The following is an 18523-nucleotide window of genomic DNA, read 5'->3' as shown; positions in this document are numbered from 1 at the left end:
AAGTCGAATCGTCGCACCGCCCCTCCCACATTTTGAATTGCGAACACATTCAAGTGTGGGAGGGGCCTTGCCCCCGATTGCTATCTCCCAAACAACAAATGTTCCTCAGAGACAACACCCTTGAACATTCAACCCAGCACCTACTCCCCCGACATCGCGGTGCCTGCTGACAAACGCGTCTTCGGCGCCCGCGACCTGTTCTCCCTGTGGTTTTCCCTCGGCATCGGCCTGATGGTCCTGCAAACCGGCGCTTTGCTCGCGCCGGGCCTGGGCCTGTCCGGCGCCTTGCTGGCGATTTTCCTCGGCACGCTGGTGGGCGTGCTGTTGCTGGCCGCCGTCGGCGTGATCGGCAGTGACACCGGCCTGTCCGCCATGGCCGCGCTCAAGCTCAGCCTCGGCGCAAAGGGTGCCAGCCTGCCGGCGCTGCTGAACCTGCTGCAACTGATCGGCTGGGGCTCGTTTGAAATCATCGTCATGCGCGATGCCGCCAGCCTCCTGGGCGCGCGGGCGTTCAGCGATGCCAGCCTGATGGCCAGCCCGTTGGTGTGGACGCTGTTTTTCGGTGGCTTGGCGACGTTGTTGGCGGTCAGTGGCCCACTGACCTTCGTGCGCCAGATTTTGCGCAAATGGGGCATCTGGCTGCTGCTCGGCGCGTGCCTGTGGTTGACCTGGAACCTGTTCGCCAAGGCTGACCTGGCCGCGCTCTGGGCCCAGGCCGGTGACGGTTCGATGCCGTTTGCGGTGGGCTTTGATATTGCCATCGCCATGCCGCTGTCGTGGTTGCCGTTGATCGCCGACTACTCACGTTTCGGCAAACGCGCCAAAAGCGTGTTCGGCGGCACCGCGCTGGGGTTCTTTATCGGTAATTTCTGGCTGATGAGCCTGGGCGTGGCCTATACCCTGGCGTTTGCGCCGAGCGGTGAGGTGAATGCGCTGTTGCTGGCGCTGGCCGGCGCGGGCCTGGGGATTCCGCTGTTGCTGATCCTGCTGGATGAGTCGGAGAACGCGTTTGCCGATATCCACTCGGCGGCGGTGTCCAGCGGGATTCTATTGCGCTTGAAGGTCGAGCACCTGGCGTTGGCAATTGGCGTGATCTGCACCTTGATCGCCTGTTTTGCCCCGTTGGCGCAGTACCAGAACTTCCTGCTGTTGATCGGTTCGGTGTTCGCGCCGCTGTTCGGCGTGGTGCTGATGGATCATTTCGTCCTGCGCCGCCGTGGCCAGGGCGTGCTCACCGGCCTGCGTTGGCCGGCGCTGCTGGCCTGGTTGGGAGGCATCGCCACCTATCATCTGCTGGCCAACCTCTACCCGGATGTTGGCGCAACCCTGCCGGCGCTGGTGCTGGCAGGGCTGTTGCAGTTCATCCTGGGTCGGGCCTTCAGCGGCGTGCGGGCACCAGCTCAGGCCTGAGGATGCCGTCGAGGCGCGAGTAGGGGATCTGCAACTCGACATGGCCCAGGGCGTACGGCGCGATGGTGGTGGTGGGGTACTTGAGGATCACGCCACCGTAGGTCAGCGCCACGTTCGGGGTTTTCTGGAAGGGGTATTTTTTGACGAATTCCGCTTCCAGGCTCAGGCGGGTGCTGATCAGCCAGCTGTTATGCGCCACCTGGGCGGCTTTCCAGAACGCGTCTTCCTTGCCCGGCAGCAGCATGTCGGTGAGTGACAGGGCCTTTTGCTGCTGGCGCGAATAGTTGATGAACGCGCGGCCCGGCTCGCCATGGGTGGCGCCCTGGTCCAGATAGCTGGACAACTCGATGATCACCAAGCCGTCATGCTGCTCACGTACTTTGGCCTGCAAGTACATGCTGTTGTTCGGCGCGGCGGTTTTCAGGAATTGCTCGCGATACGTCTCCAGGCTGGTCGGCAGCGGGTTGGCGCCGGTCATTTCCAGCAGGCGCTGTTCGATCAGCGCGTCCAGCTTGGGTTCCTTGGCAAAGTGCACGGTGTCGATATTCACCAGCGCGCAATCGGCGCTGGCACAGCCCGGCCGAGTTTGTTCGGTGGTGTCACGGGTGGCCTCCAGCGGGGTGCGCCAGCTGGGTTGGAACAGGCTTTGACAGGCGCCGAGGGTTAGGGCGATGCAGGTCACGGAGGCGATTTTTAACAGCGACATGGAAGTCCTTCGTCTATCGATAAGAGCGAAATTGTGCAGCTTCGACTACCGGCAAGGCAGTCAGTTCGCCACTAAGCTCATTAGAGTGAATTTGACGCCCGCCGTCTATCCCGGCAACCGGAAAGGGGCTGCGCCAAGGGGCAGGAGCGCGTTAGGATGGCGCGAATTGCCCAGGCATAACGAGGAAGGGATATGACGGACTTTGCAAAGTCGACGCCGAGCACGATTGAAATCGTTCAGCGCGAAAATGCCTACAAGGGCTTCTACAAGCTTGATCGCGTGCAACTGCGTCACGAGAAATTCGACGGTGGCATGAGCCGGGTGATCAACCGTGAAGTCTTCGTCCGTCATGACGCCGTGTGCGTGCTGCCCTACGACCCGCAGCGTGATGAAGTGGTGTTGATCGAGCAGTTCCGCATAGGCGCCATGGGCCGTACCGATAATCCGTGGCTGGTGGAAATGGTCGCCGGCCTGATCGACAAGGACGAAGAACCGGAGGAGGTTGCACACCGCGAAGCCGAGGAGGAAGCTGGGCTGACCTTCTCCGCGCTGTGGCCGATCACCAAGTATTTCCCGTCGCCCGGCGGCAGTACCGAATTCGTGCATTTGTTCCTGGGTCGTTGCGACAGCTCGGGGGCAGGCGGCGTCCATGGGTTGGAAGAAGAGGCAGAAGACATCCGCGTGACGGTCTGGGCATTCGAAGACGCCCTGCAAGCTGTGCGCGACGGCAGGATTTCCAACGCAGCCAGCATTATCGCCCTGCAATGGCTTGCGCTTAATCGCGCGGAAGTGAGGGGGTTATGGCAGTAAAGGCACGGGAACGTTATCGAGTCGACCTGATCGGGCTGCAAGCGGCCTGCGAGGCCAACTATGCGCGGCTGATGCGCCTGCTGCCCGACATGCGCCACGCGCCCGAGGCGCGGCGCATCGGAGTGACCCACGGCGATCAGATGCTCGGCGTGCTGGCCCTGGAAGTCATCGTCAATTGCCCGTACACCACCACCTTGCGCGTGCGCCAGGAGCACAGCCTGCCGTGGCTGCCGGTGCCGCAACTGGAAGTGCAGGTGTATCACGACGCGCGCATGGCCGAGGTGATCAGCGCCGAACATGCGCGGCGCTTTCGCAGCATCTATCCTTACCCGAATGTGTTCATGCTCCAGCCCGATGAGAAAGCACAGCTCAATGTGTTCCTCGGTGAATGGTTGAGCCACTGCCTGGCCTTGGGCCATGAGTTTGAAGTCGTGCGCTAGATGTGAACTGCGTTTGCTTCCCTGGGTTTCCTCTTTGTGTCCTGCCCCAGCATAATCACGCCACACCTCCATTTTGTGATTGCCTTGGGAGAACGCCTTGCCGAGCGTATCCGTCGTGAACCCCGATGCACCGGTATTGCTGGTGCAACTGTCCGACAGCCATTTGTTTGCCGAGGCCGACGCTGTGCTGTTGGGCATGAATACCCGTGAGAGCCTGCGACGGGCGGTCGAGTTGGTGCGCGAGCAGCAGCCGCAGATCGACCTGGTGCTGGCTACGGGCGATTTGTCCCAAGACGGTACGCTGGCTTCCTATCAGCGGTTTCGCGAGATGACCGCGCTGCTCGACGCCCCGGTACGCTGGATTCCCGGCAATCACGATGAACCGCAGATCATGGCGCAGGCCGCCGTGCACAGCGACCTGCTGGAGCCGGTGGTGGATGTGGGCAACTGGCGCATTACCCTGCTCGACTCCGCTGTGCCGGGCTCGGTGCCGGGCTACCTGCAGGATTCACAGTTGCAATTGCTGGCCCAGGCGTTGAGCGAAGCGCCTGCTCGCCATCATCTGGTGTGTTTTCACCATCATCCGGTGTCCATCGGCTGCGCATGGATGGAACCCATCGGCCTACGCAATCCGGATGCTTTGTTTGCCGTACTCGACCGTTTTCCCCAGGTGAGGGCAGTGCTCTGGGGCCATGTGCACCAGGAAATCGACCGCGAACGCAACGGCGTGCGCCTGCTGGCGTCGCCATCGACCTGCATCCAGTTCGCGCCGGGCAGTGAAGACTTCAAGGTCAGCGAGCAGGCGCCGGGGTATCGCTGGTTGCGTTTGCATGCCGACGGGCGGTTGGAGACGGGCGTGGAGCGGGTCCAAGGCTTCGCCTTCACCGTGGATTACGGCAGCAACGGCTATTAATGTGGGAGGGGCTTGCCCCCGATGGCGTTGTATCAGTCACACAGGGCTCCGATCCCTGTAAACTGCGCCCTTTTGGCGCAAGCACGGAGAGCCCGGCATGTCCGCTTCGATCCTGTACATCCATGGTTTCAACAGCGCGCCGGCGTCCAACAAGGCCAGCCAGTTGATCCGCGTGATGGACGCCCTCGGCCTGGCCGACCAACTGCGTGTGCCGGCCCTGCATCACCATCCCCGTCAGGCGATTCCTCAGTTGGAAGACGCGATTGCGCAACTGGGCCGGCCACTGCTGGTCGGCAGCTCGCTCGGCGGCTACTATGCAACCCATCTTGCCGAACGCCATGGCCTCAAGGCGCTGCTGGTCAACCCGGCGGTGAGCCCCCATCGGATGTTCGACGGTTACCTGGGCACCCAGAAGAACCTCTACACCGATGAAAGCTGGGAGCTGACGCATGATCATGTGACGGCGCTGGCCGAGCTGGAAGTGCCGGCCCCCCAGGATGCCGCGCGTTATCAGGTGTGGTTGCAGACCGGGGATGAAACCCTGGATTATCGCCTCGCCCAGCAGTATTACCGGGCCTGTGCCTTGCGTATCCAGGCCGGTGGCGACCATGGTTACCAGGGGTTCGCCCAGCAATTGCCGGCGCTTCTGAGCTTTGCCGGCATTGGCGCGGATCAGTACCAATCCTTCGATTTTTCGGCACTGTAATCGCCTTGGAAATCGCAGGTCACTTTTTAATCGAACGACTCACGACGAGACCCCATGGCCACTCCCAGCGCTAGCTCTTATAACGCCGACGCCATCGAAGTCCTCTCGGGCCTCGACCCGGTGCGTAAACGCCCCGGCATGTACACCGACACCAGTCGGCCGAACCACCTCGCCCAGGAAGTCATCGACAACAGCGTCGACGAAGCCTTGGCCGGGCACGCCAAGTCGGTGCATGTCATTCTTCACGCTGACCACTCCCTGGAAGTGTCCGACGACGGTCGCGGCATGCCGGTGGACATTCACCCGGAAGAGGGTGTGTCGGGCGTCGAGCTGATCCTCACCAAGCTGCACGCCGGCGGCAAGTTCTCCAACAAGAACTACCAGTTCTCCGGCGGTTTGCACGGCGTGGGTATTTCGGTGGTCAACGCCCTGTCCACCCTGGTGCGAGTCAAGGTCAAGCGCGACGGCAACGAGTACGAGATGACCTTCGCCGATGGCTACAAAGCCACCGACCTGCAGGTGATCGGCACCGTTGGCAAGCGCAACACCGGCACCAGCGTGTACTTCGCACCGGACCCGAAATACTTCGATTCGCCGAAATTCTCCATCAGCCGCCTCAAGCACGTGCTCAAGGCCAAGGCCGTGTTGTGCCCGGGCTTGCTGGTCACCTTTGAAGACAAAGGCACTGGCGAAAAGGTCGAGTGGCATTACGAAGACGGCCTGCGCTCTTACCTGGAAGATTCGGTCAGTGACTTCGAACGCCTGCCCAACGAACCGTTCTGCGGCAGCCTGGCCGGTAATAAAGAAGCTGTCGACTGGGCGCTGCTGTGGTTGCCCGAGGGCGGCGACAGCGTGCAGGAAAGCTACGTCAACCTGATCCCCACGGCCCAGGGCGGTACCCACGTCAACGGTTTGCGCCAGGGGCTGCTGGATGCCATGCGCGAATTCTGCGAATACCGCAGCCTGTTGCCGCGTGGCGTGAAGCTGGCGCCGGAAGACGTGTGGGAGCGCATTGCGTTCGTGCTGTCGATGAAGATGCAGGAGCCGCAGTTCTCCGGCCAGACCAAGGAGCGCCTGTCGTCCCGCGAGGCCGCCGCGTTTGTGTCCGGTGTGGTCAAGGACGCCTTCAGCCTGTGGCTTAACGAGCACCCGGAACTGGGCCTGGCCCTGGCGGAGCTGGCGATCAACAACGCCGGCCGTCGTCTCAAGGCCAGCAAAAAGGTCGAGCGCAAACGCATCACCCAGGGCCCGGCACTGCCCGGCAAGCTGGCTGACTGCGCCGGACAGGATCCGATGCGTTCCGAACTGTTCCTGGTGGAGGGTGACTCTGCCGGTGGTTCCGCCAAGCAAGCGCGGGACAAGGAATTCCAGGCGATCCTGCCGTTGCGCGGCAAGATCCTCAACACCTGGGAAGTCGATGGCAGCGAAGTGCTGGCCAGCCAGGAAGTGCACAATATCGCCGTGGCCATCGGCGTCGACCCTGGCGCGGCGGACATGACGCAACTGCGCTACGGCAAGATCTGCATCCTCGCCGACGCCGACTCCGACGGCCTGCACATCGCGACTTTGCTGTGCGCGCTGTTCGTGCAGCACTTCCGTCCGCTGGTGGATGCCGGTCACGTCTACGTCGCCATGCCGCCGCTGTACCGCATCGACCTGGGCAAGGAGATTTTCTACGCCCTGGACGAAGCCGAGCGCGATGGCATCCTCGACCGCCTGGTGGCCGAGAAGAAACGCGGCAAGCCGCAAGTCACGCGATTCAAGGGCCTGGGCGAGATGAACCCACCGCAGCTGCGTGAAACCACCATGGACCCGAACACCCGGCGCCTGGTGCAGCTGACACTGGAGGACTTTGCCGCCACTTCGGAAATGATGGACATGCTGCTGGCGAAGAAACGCGCGCCTGACCGCAAGTCCTGGCTGGAGTCCAAAGGCAACCTGGCCGAGGTGCTGGGTTGATGCGCAGCGGTTTCGCCCTGGCGATACTGTTGTTCTGCGCCTTGGAAACCGCCCCGGTGGTCGCCGAGCCCAAGACCGAGCTCAGCTTGATCGCCGAGCACCCGGTGGAGGGCATGCGTGGCGGTAACCTGTCGGGCCTGGCCTTGTGCGGTGATGAGTTGTGGGCGGTTTCTGATCGTGATGACGATCAGATTTACCTTCTGGATACCCGTACAGCAACCTGGCAGGCCCAGGCACTGAACATCGATGTGCCGCCGGTGCCGGAGTCCGGGCTGCCCTGGGGCTTGCGCTCGCGCACCAAGGCTGCCTCGTTCGTTCGAGGCGGGGACCTGGATTTTGAAGGCATCACCTGCGATGCCGTGGGTAACCGCTACATCGTCAGCGAAGCCCATGCGGCGGTGCTGCAGGTACCGATGGCCGGCGCGCCGCAGTGGCTGAAAATCGCCCCGGGCATGGTGCGTGAAGCCCGCGCCAGTGGCCTGTTACTGCACTTCAACGCGTTGTTCGAAGGCGTGGCGATCAACCCTGAGGGTAACCAGATCTGGCTGACGGCCGAACGTGAGCGGCGCGGGCTCGTCTCGATCAAGCGCCCGCAAAGCCTGTGGGATTGCGACGGTCCATGCGTATTGCTGAGCGAGGCGGGGATTGAAATGCAGCCTGGTCAGATGCCCAAGGCCAAGGCCATCTCCAGGAATTTCTCCGATGTAGCGCTGTTCAAGGGCAAGTTGTTCACCCTTGAGAGCAGCCAGTACCAACTGTGTCGCCGCGATGCCGTGACCGCTGCGGTGGAGCGGTGCTGGTCGTTTGCCGCCGACATGCTCGCACCCCAACGCCAATATGATCAGCCCTACGGCCTGGCCGAGGCGCTGGTCATTGATGACGGCGGTGCCTGGATCGGCCTGGACAACAACTTCGGCCCACGCGCCGATGGTGAAAAACGTCCAATGGTCTACCGTTTTGCCGCCCCGGCCGGTGGCTGGGGCGCCCAGCCATGAGCCATCCCTTTTTTGACACGACCCGGCACAGCGGCATTTGCGCTGCGCCTGACCAAACATTGATGAGGCCCGCATGAGTGACATCCTCGCAGACAGCTTAGATGGCGTAGAGCGCCGGTCGCTGGCTGACTTCACCGAAAATGCCTACCTCAACTACTCCATGTACGTGATCATGGACCGTGCCCTGCCGCATATCGGCGACGGCCTCAAACCCGTGCAACGGCGCATCATCTACGCCATGAGTGAGTTGGGCCTGGACGCCGATTCCAAGCACAAAAAGTCGGCGCGTACCGTCGGTGACGTGTTGGGTAAATTCCACCCCCACGGCGACTCGGCGTGCTACGAAGCCATGGTGCTGATGGCCCAGCCGTTCAGCTACCGCTACACGCTGGTGGATGGCCAGGGCAACTGGGGTGCGCCGGATGATCCGAAGTCCTTCGCCGCCATGCGCTATACCGAGGCGCGCCTGTCGCGTTATTCGGAAGTTCTGCTGAGCGAGTTGGGACAGGGCACCGCCGACTGGGGCCCGAACTTCGACGGCACGCTCGACGAACCCCTGGTGTTGCCTGCACGTTTGCCGAATATCCTGCTCAATGGCACCACCGGCATCGCTGTCGGCATGGCGACTGACGTGCCACCGCACAACTTGCGCGAAGTCGCCACGGCCTGCGTGCGCCTGCTCGATGAGCCAAAGGCCACCGTCGAACAGCTGTGCGAGCATATCCAGGGCCCGGACTATCCGACCGAAGCGGAAATCATCACGCCGCGCGCCGACCTGCTGAAAATGTACGAGACCGGCAAGGGCTCGGTGCGCATGCGCGCCGTGTACCACGTCGAGGATGGCGACATTATCGTTACCGCACTGCCGCACCAGGTGTCCGGTGCCAAGGTGCTGGAGCAGATCGCCGCGCTGATGCAGGCCAAACCGTCGAAACTGCCGCAGGTCGCCGACCTGCGTGACGAGTCCGACCACGAAAACCCCTGCCGTATCGTGATCATCCCGACCAACAGCCGGGTCGACCACGAAGTGCTGATGCAGCACCTGTTTGCCAGCACGGATCTTGAGTCCAGCTACCGAGTCAACATCAACATCATCGGGCTCGACGGCAAGCCGCAGTTGAAGAACTTGCGCAACCTGCTGGTGGAATGGCTGGCGTTCCGGGTGCAGACCGTTCGTCGCCGCCTGCAATTCCGTTTGGACAAGGTCGAGCGCCGCCTGCACCTGTTGGACGGTTTGCTGATCGCCTACCTCAACCTGGATGAAGTGATTCACATCATCCGCACCGCCGAGCACCCGAAAGCCGAACTGATCGCGCGTTTCGAGCTGAGCGAGATCCAGGCTGACTACATCCTCGACACCCGTCTGCGTCAGTTGGCGCGGCTGGAAGAAATGAAACTGCGCGACGAACAGGACGCGCTGCTCAAGGAACAAGCCAAGCTGCAAGCCCTGCTGGGCAGCGAGGCCAAGCTGAAAAAGCTGGTGCGCAGCGAGCTGATCAAAGATGCCGAAACCTACGGTGATGATCGCCGTTCGCCTATCGTTCAGCGTGCAGAGGCGAAAGCGCTGACGGAAACCGAGCTGCTACCGAACGAGAAAATTACCGTCGTTCTGTCGGAAAAGGGTTGGGTTCGCTCCGCCAAAGGGCATGATATTGACGCCACCGGCCTTTCCTATAAGGCCGGCGATGGCTTCAAGACCGCAGCGGCCGGGCGTTCCAACCAGTTTGCGGTGTTTATCGATTCAACTGGACGCAGCTATTCGGTGCCGGCGCATACGCTGCCGTCTGCACGAGGGCAGGGCGAACCCCTGACCGGGCGGCTCACGCCGCCGCCGGGGGCGAATTTTGAATGTGTGTTACTGCCCGACGATGATTCGCTGTACGTGATCGCGTCTGACGCGGGCTACGGCTTTGTGGTCAAGGGTGAAGACCTGCAGGCCAAGAACAAGGCGGGCAAGGCGTTGTTGAGCCTGCCGAACAACGCCAAGGTGATCCTGCCACGGCCGGTGGACGACCGTGAGAGCAATTGGCTGGCGTCGGTGACCACCGAAGGGCGGCTGCTGGTGTTCAAGATCAGTGACTTGCCGCAACTGGGCAAAGGCAAGGGCAACAAGATTATTGGTATCCCTGGTGAGCGCGTGGCCAGTCGCGAAGAGTACGTGACCGACATTGCGGTGATCCCGGAAGGCGCGACCCTGGTGCTCCAGGCCGGCAAGCGCACGCTGTCATTGCGCCCGGATGACCTTGAACACTACAAGGGCGAGCGTGGCCGGCGCGGTAACAAACTGCCTCGGGGCTTCCAGCGGGTGGATGCCTTGTTGGTGGAAACGCCGGTTTAAGGCGTACTAGAGGGCTCGATCTACGATTTAACCCGTAGATCGACGCTTTGGCGCTGGAGTCATGGCGCATATTCACGGATGATATGGCCTTTCCAGCGCCGGCGTGGCCGAGCGTATTTAGGTTATTTTTAGTATTACATTGTGGTTCGCCTTGTGGCAGCCACCTGGATGGGATGATGACTGCTCCACGCCTTCCTTTTATTTTCATGCTCGCTGGCCTACTGGGGCTGGCGGGTTGCAGCACGCACCAACCGGTGTCGCTGTACCAGCTGGACAGCGGAAGTCCGGCACAGCCAGAACAAGCTGCCGGCATGGCCGTCCTGCTGGGACCGGTGGTCGTCGCGGACTACCTGCAACGCGAAACCCTGCTGCAGCGTCAGAGTGACGGCAGCCTGCAAGGTTCAACCGATGGCCGTTGGGCGGGCAGTTTGTCGTCCGATATCAACCAGTTGGTCTTGCGCCAGGTAGCTGGCCATCTCGATAGCCAGCGCGTCGTCCTCGCGCCCGCACCGACTGGTTTCAGCCCGGATGTGCAGGTGCTGTTGACCATCACCCGGCTCGATTCCGGCAAGTCGCAACCGGCGATCCTCGACGCGCAGTGGCGCCTGATCGACCGTCGCGGCCAGGTGCGTGATAACCGCATCGTGCACCTGCAGGAAGAGCATACCGGGACTACCGCGTCCCAGGTCCAGGCCCAGGGCGTGCTGTTGCAGCATCTGGCGCAACAGTTGTCGGTGGCCCTCAAGCCACTGGCCAACCAGCCGCCGATTGCCGAGGCGCCGCGCAAGCAAGCCCCGGCGCAGGCCAAGCCGGCCGCACCGCAAAGGCCAAAAATGCCAATGGCTGCACCGATTCGTACGGATATGGAAGTGTTCAGGTTCTGACCTGAAACGCAGACAAAAAAAGGCCCGCTGACTCAGCGGGCCTTTTGTTTGTGTACGATTTACTTAAGGCTTGTGGAATCCAAAGGTGGGAGGTGCGGTGCGACGATTCGACTTGCTCCCTCCCACATTGGTCCTTCATTGCGCTTCAGGGCTTGCGGGTCTCATGCATCCGCGCCAACTGCCGCTCCAGCATCGACGGATACGGCTCCATCAAACGCTCCACACAGCTGGCGCCTTCAGGGCTGGCAATCGGGCGGATGCGCGCGCGTTGGCGGATCAGCGTGTCTTCGCTGATCTTGCGCTCTACCAGTAGCAGATTGCGGCTGTGCTGGGACAGCGCCAGGGCGTCCTGGGCGATCTCGGTGAGCAGCAGGTCTATCTGGCTCATGCCAAACAGGTCATCGCCCACGGTCAGCCCAAGCTGCAATTGCAAGGTGATGCCGCTGTCGGCCACTTCAATCTGCAGGGCATGGCCCAGGGCGCGCAGCAGTTCGCCACAGCAGATGGCGTTGGTCAGGTAGTCCTCACCGCTGTCTTCACTGTGAAACAGCATCAGCGTGCTGCCATCGTTGAGGGTATGCAGTTCGCTCTGGTACAGCGAGGCGGCCTGGTCGAGGCAATCGCGGTAGCGCTCGAGCAATTCGGTCAGGCGGGCGCGGGGCAGGCGCCGCAGTTGGTCCTGGGCCCCCAGTTGCACAGCCAGTACGGCACTGTACTGGGGTTCGGTGCTCTTGACCGGCAGCGGTTTGGGGGCGACAGCCGGCGCGCTGGCCGAGGTGTCGCGCAGGTCGGCGAACGGGTCTTCATCGTCCGGCTCGTCCTCTTCGGCCTTGAACGCCTTGCGCGTAGCGGGCTTCAAGCCGGCCACCGGAGCGTCCTCTACCTCAAACGCTTCGTCGTAGTCGCCGTCATCGAACTCGGGCTCGGGTTCTACCTCAGGCACCACCGGCTCCGGAGCGAAACTGGCATGGAGCTGGCGGGCGAGGTCGCCGATTTCATCCTGGCGATCGGTGGCCGGGGTGTGTTCGTCGATATCCCGCAGCCAGATGCGCAGCTGCATCAATGGCGTGGAGATATGCCGGCCCAGGCGCAGGCTCAAGGCCAGGGCCAATGCCAGCAGGATCGCGCTGAGGATGCCCATGCTCTGCAGGCTGATGGTCATCGGCTGCTGGAACTGCTGCATGTCGAGGCTGATGCGCAGTTGACCGGCTTTAACATCCTGGAAGGTAATGTTGCTCTGATACAACCCTTCGGCTTCACCCAGCAGGCCATTCTTCGGGCGCTGCCCGGCTTCGGCCATGATGCGGTTGTCCACGCTGTAGATGGCGGCGTGGGCCACCAGCGGGTTCTTGGTCAGGTTATTGAGCAGCACGTTGAGGCTGAGGATGTCATTGGACACCAGCAACTCAGTCGCCGAGGTGGCAGTCTGGGTGGTCAGGCTCTCGCCCAGGGCGTCGGCTTGCTCATGCATGGCCTGCTTGAACTGCAAACCCATCACACAGGCGTAGATCACCAGGGCCAGGGCGACCAGGATCACGTTATGGCTGGCGATGCGTAATGCGATCGGTACACGGCGGTGGCGCAGTGCCCGGAAGATCAGCAGGAAGAAGTTATCGGTTTTTACTGGCGTGGGCCGGTTCACTTGAGCTCGGCTCTTGGTCCGTGAAGTTGACGCGCAGTATAGCGACAGGCCTAACACCGGCAAAGCGCTGGCTGTGCCCGATGGTCACTGAAAGTGGGTAGAATGCGGTTTTTTTCCAGCCTGGGGGTGCGCCTTGCGCGAAATTGTCCTGATTAACATCACCGGGGAGGACCGCCCGGGTCTTACCGCCGCCATTACCGGTGTCCTGGCCCAGGGTGGTGTGAACATTCTCGACATCGGCCAGGCCGTGATCCACGACACGCTATCGTTCGGCATCCTGGTGGAAATTCCCAGCACCGAGCAGGCCTCGTCCGTGCTCAAGGACATTCTGTTTACCGCGTACAAACTCGATCAGCAGGTGCGTTTCACCCCGGTGTCCGAACAGGATTATCGGCATTGGGTGGCCGGTCAGGGCAAGAAACGCCACATCGTCACCCTGCTGACGCGCAAGGTCACGGCTGAACAGCTGCAGCGCGTCAGCTCGATCACCGCGCACTACGGTTTGAATATCGACCATATCGACCGTCTGTCGGGCCGCATGCCGCTGGACACACCGGCTGATCAAGGCAAGGGCTGCATCGAGTTCTCCGTGCGCGGTGAACCGGCCGATCCGCAAGCCCTGCGCGCCGAGTTTCTCAGCGTGGCCCAGGAGCTGAACGTCGATATCGCCTTCCAGGAAGACTCGCTGTTCCGCCGTAACCGTCGCCTGGCGGTGTTCGACATGGATTCCACGCTGATCGAAGCCGAAGTCATCGACGAACTGGCCAAGGCCGCCGGGGTGGGCGAGCAGGTGTCAGCGATCACCGAGCGCGCCATGGCCGGCGAGCTGGATTTTCGCGCCAGCTTCAAGGAACGCCTGGCGTTGCTCAAGGGCCTGGATGTGAGCGTGCTGGATTCCATCGGTGCATCCCTGCGCCTGACCGAAGGCGCCGAAACCCTGTTCGCCGAACTCAAGCGCCTGGGCTACAAGACCGCGATCCTGTCCGGTGGCTTCACCTACTTCGCCAAGCAATTGCAGGCCAAGCTGGGTATCGACTATGTGTTCGCCAACGAACTCGAAGTGGTGGACGGCAAAGTGACTGGCGTAGCGGTGGAGCCGATTGTCGACGCCCAGCGCAAGGCGGACCTGCTGAAGGAATTGGCTCACAAGGAAGGCTTGCGTCTGGAGCAGACCATTGCGGTCGGCGACGGAGCGAATGACTTGCCGATGCTGGCGATTGCCGGGTTGGGCGTGGCGTTTCGCGCCAAGCCACTGGTCAAGCAATCGGCGAAGCAGGCGATTTCAACCCTGGGGCTGGATGGCGTGCTTTACCTGCTGGGCTTTCGCGACCGCGACGGTCAGTTGTAACTGAAGAAATGCAGTAAAAAAATGTGGGAGCAAGCCTCCTCCCACATTTGATCCTTGCAGTTTTCAGATCAGGCTTTAGGCAACGCGATACCCTGGCCCATCTGCACAGGCGAACCGGCCACCAGTTCTTCGGCCCACTTCACCTGATCCGGCCCGAACAGCACGATTGCGGTCGAACCCAGCTTGAAGCGTCCCAACTCTGCACCCTTTTCCAGATGAATCGGCGCACGCGCGGCTTCGTCGTAACGGAAGGTTTTCAGCTCGCGTTTCGGCGGCGTGACCAGGCCAGCCCACACGGTTTCAATCGACGCCACAATCATCGCACCCACCAGCACCACGGCCATTGGGCCGCGTTCGGTGTCGAACAGGCAGACAACACGCTCATTGCGCGCAAACAGTTCCGGTACGTTTTCGGCGGTGGTCTGGTTGACCGAGAAAATCCGTCCTGGCACGTAGACCATTTCGCGCAAGGTGCCGGCCAATGGCATGTGCACGCGGTGATAGTCCTTCGGTGACAGGTAGATGGTGGCAAAATCGCCGCCCATGAACGGTGCCGCCACGGCCGCATCGCCACCCAGCAATTCCAGCACGCTGAAACTGTGGCCCTTGGCCTGGAACACACGCCCGTGCTCAATCGGACCCAGCTGGCTGACCGCGCCATCGGCAGGGCTCAGCACCGCGCCTGGGGTTTGATCCAGCGGGCGCGCGCCGTCCTTGAGGGCGCGGGTGAAGAAGGCGTTGAAGTGCTCGTACGCGGTCACGTCTTCCACCAGGGCCTGGGACATGTCCACTTGATAGCGCTTGGCGAACCAGGTGGTGAACGCGTTCTTGAACCAGCGTACGCGGCACTCGGCAATGCAGCCGGCCAGGCGCGACAGCAAATGGTGCGGCAGCAAGTACTGGCTGAGGATAAACAACTGCTTTTTCATAACTGTCCTTAAACCTTAAATCTCAACGGGGGTATCGGGGTGGTTGCCCCATTCGCCCCAGGAACCGGCATAACCTTTGACTCGCGGATAACCGAGCGCCTTGGCCACCAGGTAGGTGAAGCCAGAGCGGTGGTGAGTCTGGCAGTGGGTGATGATTTCTTTGTCGCGGGTCAGCCCGAGGTTTTCGAGGATCTGCGGCATGTCGCGACGGATGCGCAGGCTGCGCGCCTTGTCCATGCCGGCGGTCCATTCGAAGTTCACGGCGCCGGGGATGTGCCCGCCCTTGGCGGCAAGCACCTTCTCACCGGAGTATTCCAGCGGGCCGCGTGCGTCCCAGATGCCCAGGTCGGCGGCGCCGAGACGGCTTTGCAGGTATTCGCGGGTGGCGGTGGGGCCGTCGTGCAGCGTGAGGCTGACCGGGCCGCCGTGCGCGGCCGGTACGTCGGTCGACACGGGATGCTCAGCGTCCAGCCAGGCCAGCAGGCCACCGTCGAGGTAGTGGTATTTCTGGTGACCGATCACGTCGAGCATCCAGATAAAACGCCCGGCCCAGCCGCCGCCTTCGTCGTCGTAGACCACGTACGTGGCGTCGGGTGTGTGGCCCAGTTCGCCGAAGAGTTTTTCCAGGTCGGCCTTGTGGGGCAGCAGGCCGGGTGCCGGCGGCTGGCCCAGCTGGGTGCGTTTGGGGTCAACGAAATGCGCGCCGGGGATATGTCCTTCGGCGTAGCGGGCGGCGCTGGTGAGGTCCACCAGAATCAGGTGTTCGGCATCAAGGCGACCGATCAGGTCGCTGGATTCGATCACCAGCGGCAAGCCAGAGAAGTCAGGCATGTGAGGTCTCCTGGGCACAAATGTTGGCGATAAAGGAGGGCGATTGTAGCGCAAGCATCAGACGCTGCGGTTGGTAAAGCAGTGCAGGGCTTTTTCGATGCATTGGGCGGTTTTGCCGAAGGCCTGCACGGTGGTTTCCGAGAACGGTCCGCCGCCCTGGTCGGCCACCATCAGCATGACCACCTTGCCGTTGCAGCTCAGCGAGCGCAGCAGCAGGTGTTCACCGTTGAACAGGCGACGCAGGATCGGCGGCAGTAAGGCCGAGAACTGGGCATGGTTATCCGGGGTGAGGCGTACCTGGGCGGACTTTTCCAGCAGCCGCTGCAACAGCGTGCTGTTGACCGCGTCCAGGCTCAGGTTGGCGGCGTCCTTCGGCAGGCCGTCGACCTGATGCACACGCAAGGTGCTCTGGGCGCGGTCGGTCATCAGCAGCATGACCCGCTGCATGCCGCTGGCCACCAGGGCTTCCTTGGCGCAAGTAGTCAGGTGCATGGCGTTGGCAAAGCGGCTTGGCTCTACCAGCAGTTCGGTGCAGCGCTTGCGCCAGATCGCCAGTGCCTCGGCGGTAGGTGGTGCTGCCGGCAGCAGGCCGCGATGAATCTTCTGTACATGCCATGGCCAGATCAACGACAGCGCCGGGTGCCAGAGGTCGGGCATCAGGGTGGTGCGGGCGCTGGTCACGGCTTGTTGATGGGAATGTTGCTGCACCTCGGCCAAGGGCTGTTGCAGGTACAAAGCGGTCAGGTACTGCCAGCGCTGGGTGTGCGGGCAGGTCCAGGATTCCTGGGCGGACATCGCCAGGCCGTTGGCCAGCAGCACGGTATTGGCCGGCTGGTTCAGCCAGCGGCGCAGGTTGGGTTCGGCGTCGAGCAGTTGCTGGTGGCGCAGGGCGTCGTCCTCGCGGGCGATATGCAGCGCTTTGACCAACAAACGCTGTTCGCTCTGCATCAGCGTATAGCCTTGCGAGACCCAGATCGGCAGGTGCCAGGCGTCGCTCATGCCCAGGCACAGGTCCAGCAGACGCACGCCGAACAGCTCCTGCTCGACCTTGCGTGCCGACTCGCCCTTGTGGATGACGCGCAGCTCCCATTCTTCCAGCAACTTGGGATAAGCCACGGCCATCGGCCACAGCGGCGACAGAAACAGCAGGCTGCCCCAATGAATGTCCTGCCAGAGTCGCGCCAGGCGGTTGCCGAACAAACCATTGGCTTGCTGTGACGCGTGTTGGCTCACCAGCAATAACTGGCGCAGCGCCACGGGAATCTCATGGGCCGGCACCGAGGGCAGGCGCGCCAACAGTTCTTCGGCGCGCTTGAGGCCCAGGCGGTTGAGCGCCACTTCGAGGTTTTCAGCCGGTTCCGCCAGGCTGCCATGGGTGTGGCTGTTGGCCTCGCGCATCACACTGAGCACCAAGGCGGGGCTGTTTTGCATCAGTTCGGCAATATCTCGCAACGAACTACGGTTGTCGCGGATTGCCTTGCACACGCGGTCGTGGCTGGCCTGGGGAACAGGCAGCAACACCTCGTCCAGGCGCTTGATCCAAGCGGCGAGAGAGAAAGGTCTTACAGGTGGGACTGTCGTTTCATTTGCCATGATTGGGGCGCGATCATCACTTGCGGTCAACACGCCCGGAGCGGGCCGAACTGGCTTTTCGCCTTAACGGCCTATAGTCTGGCGCAGTTTTGCCGATAAGTAGAACAAGAGTTTTTCAGTTCCCCCAAATATGTCCATGAACCCGACGGCGCAAGTACTCATCTCCTATGGCTAAAATTATCGGCATCATCGTCGTCTTCGCGAGCGTGCTCGGCGGGTACGTCCTGTCCCACGGTAAAATTGCGGCACTGATCCAACCTTTTGAGGTGATGATTATTGGTGGTGCGGCGTTGGGTGCTTTCCTGCAGGCCAACCCCGGCTACATGACCATGCACGTGATCAAAAAATCGCTGAGCATGTTCGGCTCGCGCTTCACCCACACCTTCTACCTGGAAGTGCTGGGCCTGGTGTACGAGATCCTCAACAAGAGCCGCCGCGAAGGCATGATGGCCATTGAGGCCGACATCGAAGACGCTGCGGCCAGCCCGATTTTCGCCAAGTACCCGGCGGTGCTCAAAGACGAGCGCATGACCGCTTATATCTGTGATTACCTGCGCATCATGTCGTCCGGCAACATGGCTCCCCATGAGCTTGAAGGCCTGTTCGACATGGAGCTGTTCAGTCTTAAAGAGGAACTGGAGCATCCGTCCCACGCCGTGACCGGCGTCGCTGACGGCATGCCCGGTTTCGGTATCGTTGCGGCGGTACTCGGTATCGTGGTGACCATGGCTTCCCTGGGCGAGGGTGACCAGGCGGCCATCGGCATGCACGTCGGTGCGGCCCTGGTGGGGACCTTCTTCGGTATTCTCGCGGCCTACGGCTTCTTCGGCCCGCTGGCGACCTCCCTGGCCCACGACGCCAAGGAAGAAATCAATCTGTACGAGTCGATCAAGGCCAGCCTGGTGGCATCCGCTTCCGGCATGCCGCCATCGCTGGCGGTGGAGTTCGGTCGCAAGGTCCTGTACCCGAAGCATCGCCCAAGCTTCGCCGAGCTGGAACAAGCGGTTCGCGGTCGCTAA

At 62.0% G+C, this 18523-nt stretch carries 16 protein-coding genes; 11 read left to right on the top strand and 5 right to left on the bottom strand.

The features are described 5' to 3' along the window. Positions 1 to 120 precede the first annotated feature (120 nt). On the top strand, positions 121 to 1410 hold the full coding sequence (gene cytX, locus V6M90_RS00790) for a putative hydroxymethylpyrimidine transporter CytX (protein ID WP_305428320.1): 1290 nt from the start codon (positions 121 to 123) through the stop codon (positions 1408 to 1410). Here the strand turns inward: cytX and V6M90_RS00785 are convergent. After that, positions 1379 to 2116: an RsiV family protein gene (locus tag V6M90_RS00785; protein ID WP_078823049.1), complete on the bottom strand. Its 738-nt coding sequence runs from the start codon at positions 2114 to 2116 to the stop codon at positions 1379 to 1381. The two genes, cytX and V6M90_RS00785, sit on opposite strands and share 32 nt — an antisense overlap. A gap of 192 nt (positions 2117 to 2308) precedes the next feature. Between V6M90_RS00785 and V6M90_RS00780 the strand changes: the two genes are divergently transcribed. From V6M90_RS00780 to V6M90_RS00745, 8 genes are all read left to right on the top strand, one after another. Then, a complete protein-coding gene (locus V6M90_RS00780; protein WP_003171322.1) occupies positions 2309 to 2926 on the top strand; it encodes an NUDIX domain-containing protein in 618 nt (205 codons plus the stop codon). Beyond that, positions 2917 to 3366 (top strand): DUF1249 domain-containing protein, encoded by a 450-nt coding sequence (locus tag V6M90_RS00775; protein WP_332845950.1) that lies wholly within the window; start codon positions 2917 to 2919, stop codon positions 3364 to 3366. The genes V6M90_RS00780 and V6M90_RS00775 overlap by 10 nt, the downstream gene beginning before the upstream one ends. A 97-nt stretch (positions 3367 to 3463) precedes the next feature. Next, a complete protein-coding gene (cpdA, locus tag V6M90_RS00770) occupies positions 3464 to 4279 on the top strand; it encodes a 3',5'-cyclic-AMP phosphodiesterase (RefSeq protein WP_003171324.1) in 816 nt (271 codons plus the stop codon). A gap of 97 nt (positions 4280 to 4376) precedes the next feature. Further along, positions 4377 to 4985, top strand: coding sequence for a YqiA/YcfP family alpha/beta fold hydrolase (locus V6M90_RS00765; protein ID WP_003171325.1), 609 nt, complete (start codon positions 4377 to 4379; stop codon positions 4983 to 4985). A 54-nt stretch (positions 4986 to 5039) separates the two neighbouring features. Then, positions 5040 to 6944, top strand: coding sequence for a DNA topoisomerase IV subunit B (parE, locus tag V6M90_RS00760; protein WP_003171326.1), 1905 nt, complete (start codon positions 5040 to 5042; stop codon positions 6942 to 6944). Continuing rightward, a complete protein-coding gene (locus V6M90_RS00755) occupies positions 6944 to 7939 on the top strand; it encodes an esterase-like activity of phytase family protein (RefSeq protein WP_332845949.1) in 996 nt (331 codons plus the stop codon). Before parE ends, V6M90_RS00755 begins: the two co-directional genes overlap by 1 nt. Positions 7940 to 8012: 73 nt before the next feature. After that, complete coding sequence (parC, locus tag V6M90_RS00750) at positions 8013 to 10277, top strand: DNA topoisomerase IV subunit A (protein WP_003171328.1); 2265 nt, start codon at positions 8013 to 8015, stop codon at positions 10275 to 10277. A gap of 176 nt (positions 10278 to 10453) precedes the next feature. Beyond that, positions 10454 to 11161 carry a PqiC family protein gene (locus V6M90_RS00745; RefSeq protein WP_078731308.1) on the top strand — a complete coding sequence of 236 codons (708 nt, stop codon included), beginning with the start codon at positions 10454 to 10456 and terminating at the stop codon, positions 11159 to 11161. 145 nt (positions 11162 to 11306) lie between these two features. On the opposite strand, the gene V6M90_RS00740 is transcribed toward V6M90_RS00745, so the two are convergent. Further along, positions 11307 to 12803, bottom strand: coding sequence for an AhpA/YtjB family protein (locus V6M90_RS00740; protein WP_003171330.1), 1497 nt, complete (start codon positions 12801 to 12803; stop codon positions 11307 to 11309). Between the two features lie 133 nt (positions 12804 to 12936). Between V6M90_RS00740 and serB the strand changes: the two genes are divergently transcribed. After that, on the top strand, positions 12937 to 14151 hold the full coding sequence (gene serB / locus V6M90_RS00735) for a phosphoserine phosphatase SerB (RefSeq protein ID WP_003171331.1): 1215 nt from the start codon (positions 12937 to 12939) through the stop codon (positions 14149 to 14151). A gap of 68 nt (positions 14152 to 14219) precedes the next feature. Here the strand turns inward: serB and asd are convergent, their stop codons facing one another. From asd to V6M90_RS00720, 3 genes are read right to left on the bottom strand one after another with little or no spacing between them, the layout of a single operon-like run. Next, positions 14220 to 15080: an archaetidylserine decarboxylase gene (gene asd / locus V6M90_RS00730; RefSeq protein ID WP_003171334.1), complete on the bottom strand. Its 861-nt coding sequence runs from the start codon at positions 15078 to 15080 to the stop codon at positions 14220 to 14222. Positions 15081 to 15095: 15 nt separating this feature from the next. Further along, the gene (locus V6M90_RS00725) at positions 15096 to 15911 is read right to left on the bottom strand and encodes a rhodanese-like domain-containing protein (RefSeq protein ID WP_141063035.1); all 816 of its coding nucleotides are present in this window, start codon (positions 15909 to 15911) and stop codon (positions 15096 to 15098) included. A gap of 57 nt (positions 15912 to 15968) precedes the next feature. Further along, positions 15969 to 17504 (bottom strand): HDOD domain-containing protein, encoded by a 1536-nt coding sequence (locus tag V6M90_RS00720; RefSeq protein WP_332845948.1) that lies wholly within the window; start codon positions 17502 to 17504, stop codon positions 15969 to 15971. A 167-nt stretch (positions 17505 to 17671) separates the two neighbouring features. On the opposite strand from V6M90_RS00720, the gene motA reads away from it, so the two are divergent. Then, positions 17672 to 18523, top strand: a complete 852-nt coding sequence (gene motA, locus V6M90_RS00715; RefSeq protein ID WP_003171338.1) for a flagellar motor stator protein MotA — start codon at positions 17672 to 17674, stop codon at positions 18521 to 18523.

This window comes from Pseudomonas lactucae, from assembly GCF_036688725.1.
Lineage (GTDB): Bacteria > Pseudomonadota > Gammaproteobacteria > Pseudomonadales > Pseudomonadaceae > Aquipseudomonas > Aquipseudomonas lactucae.
This window is presented reverse-complemented; position numbering and strand designations above follow the sequence as displayed.

What these genes read in the sequence shown, in the direction of transcription:
- V6M90_RS00745 (WP_078731308.1), top strand. Translation starts at nt 10,454, where the DNA reads ATGACTGCTCCACGCCTTCCTTTTATTTTCATGCTCGCTGGCCTACTG.
- V6M90_RS00775 (WP_332845950.1), top strand. Translation starts at nt 2,917, where the DNA reads ATGGCAGTAAAGGCACGGGAACGTTATCGAGTCGACCTGATCGGGCTG.
- V6M90_RS00720 (WP_332845948.1), bottom strand. Translation starts at nt 17,504, where the DNA reads ATGGCAAATGAAACGACAGTCCCACCTGTAAGACCTTTCTCTCTCGCC.
- parE (WP_003171326.1), top strand. Translation starts at nt 5,040, where the DNA reads ATGGCCACTCCCAGCGCTAGCTCTTATAACGCCGACGCCATCGAAGTC.
- asd (WP_003171334.1), bottom strand. Translation starts at nt 15,080, where the DNA reads ATGAAAAAGCAGTTGTTTATCCTCAGCCAGTACTTGCTGCCGCACCAT.
- V6M90_RS00765 (WP_003171325.1), top strand. Translation starts at nt 4,377, where the DNA reads ATGTCCGCTTCGATCCTGTACATCCATGGTTTCAACAGCGCGCCGGCG.
- V6M90_RS00780 (WP_003171322.1), top strand. Translation starts at nt 2,309, where the DNA reads ATGACGGACTTTGCAAAGTCGACGCCGAGCACGATTGAAATCGTTCAG.
- V6M90_RS00755 (WP_332845949.1), top strand. Translation starts at nt 6,944, where the DNA reads ATGCGCAGCGGTTTCGCCCTGGCGATACTGTTGTTCTGCGCCTTGGAA.
- V6M90_RS00725 (WP_141063035.1), bottom strand. Translation starts at nt 15,911, where the DNA reads ATGCCTGACTTCTCTGGCTTGCCGCTGGTGATCGAATCCAGCGACCTG.
- motA (WP_003171338.1), top strand. Translation starts at nt 17,672, where the DNA reads ATGGCTAAAATTATCGGCATCATCGTCGTCTTCGCGAGCGTGCTCGGC.
- parC (WP_003171328.1), top strand. Translation starts at nt 8,013, where the DNA reads ATGAGTGACATCCTCGCAGACAGCTTAGATGGCGTAGAGCGCCGGTCG.
- V6M90_RS00785 (WP_078823049.1), bottom strand. Translation starts at nt 2,116, where the DNA reads ATGTCGCTGTTAAAAATCGCCTCCGTGACCTGCATCGCCCTAACCCTC.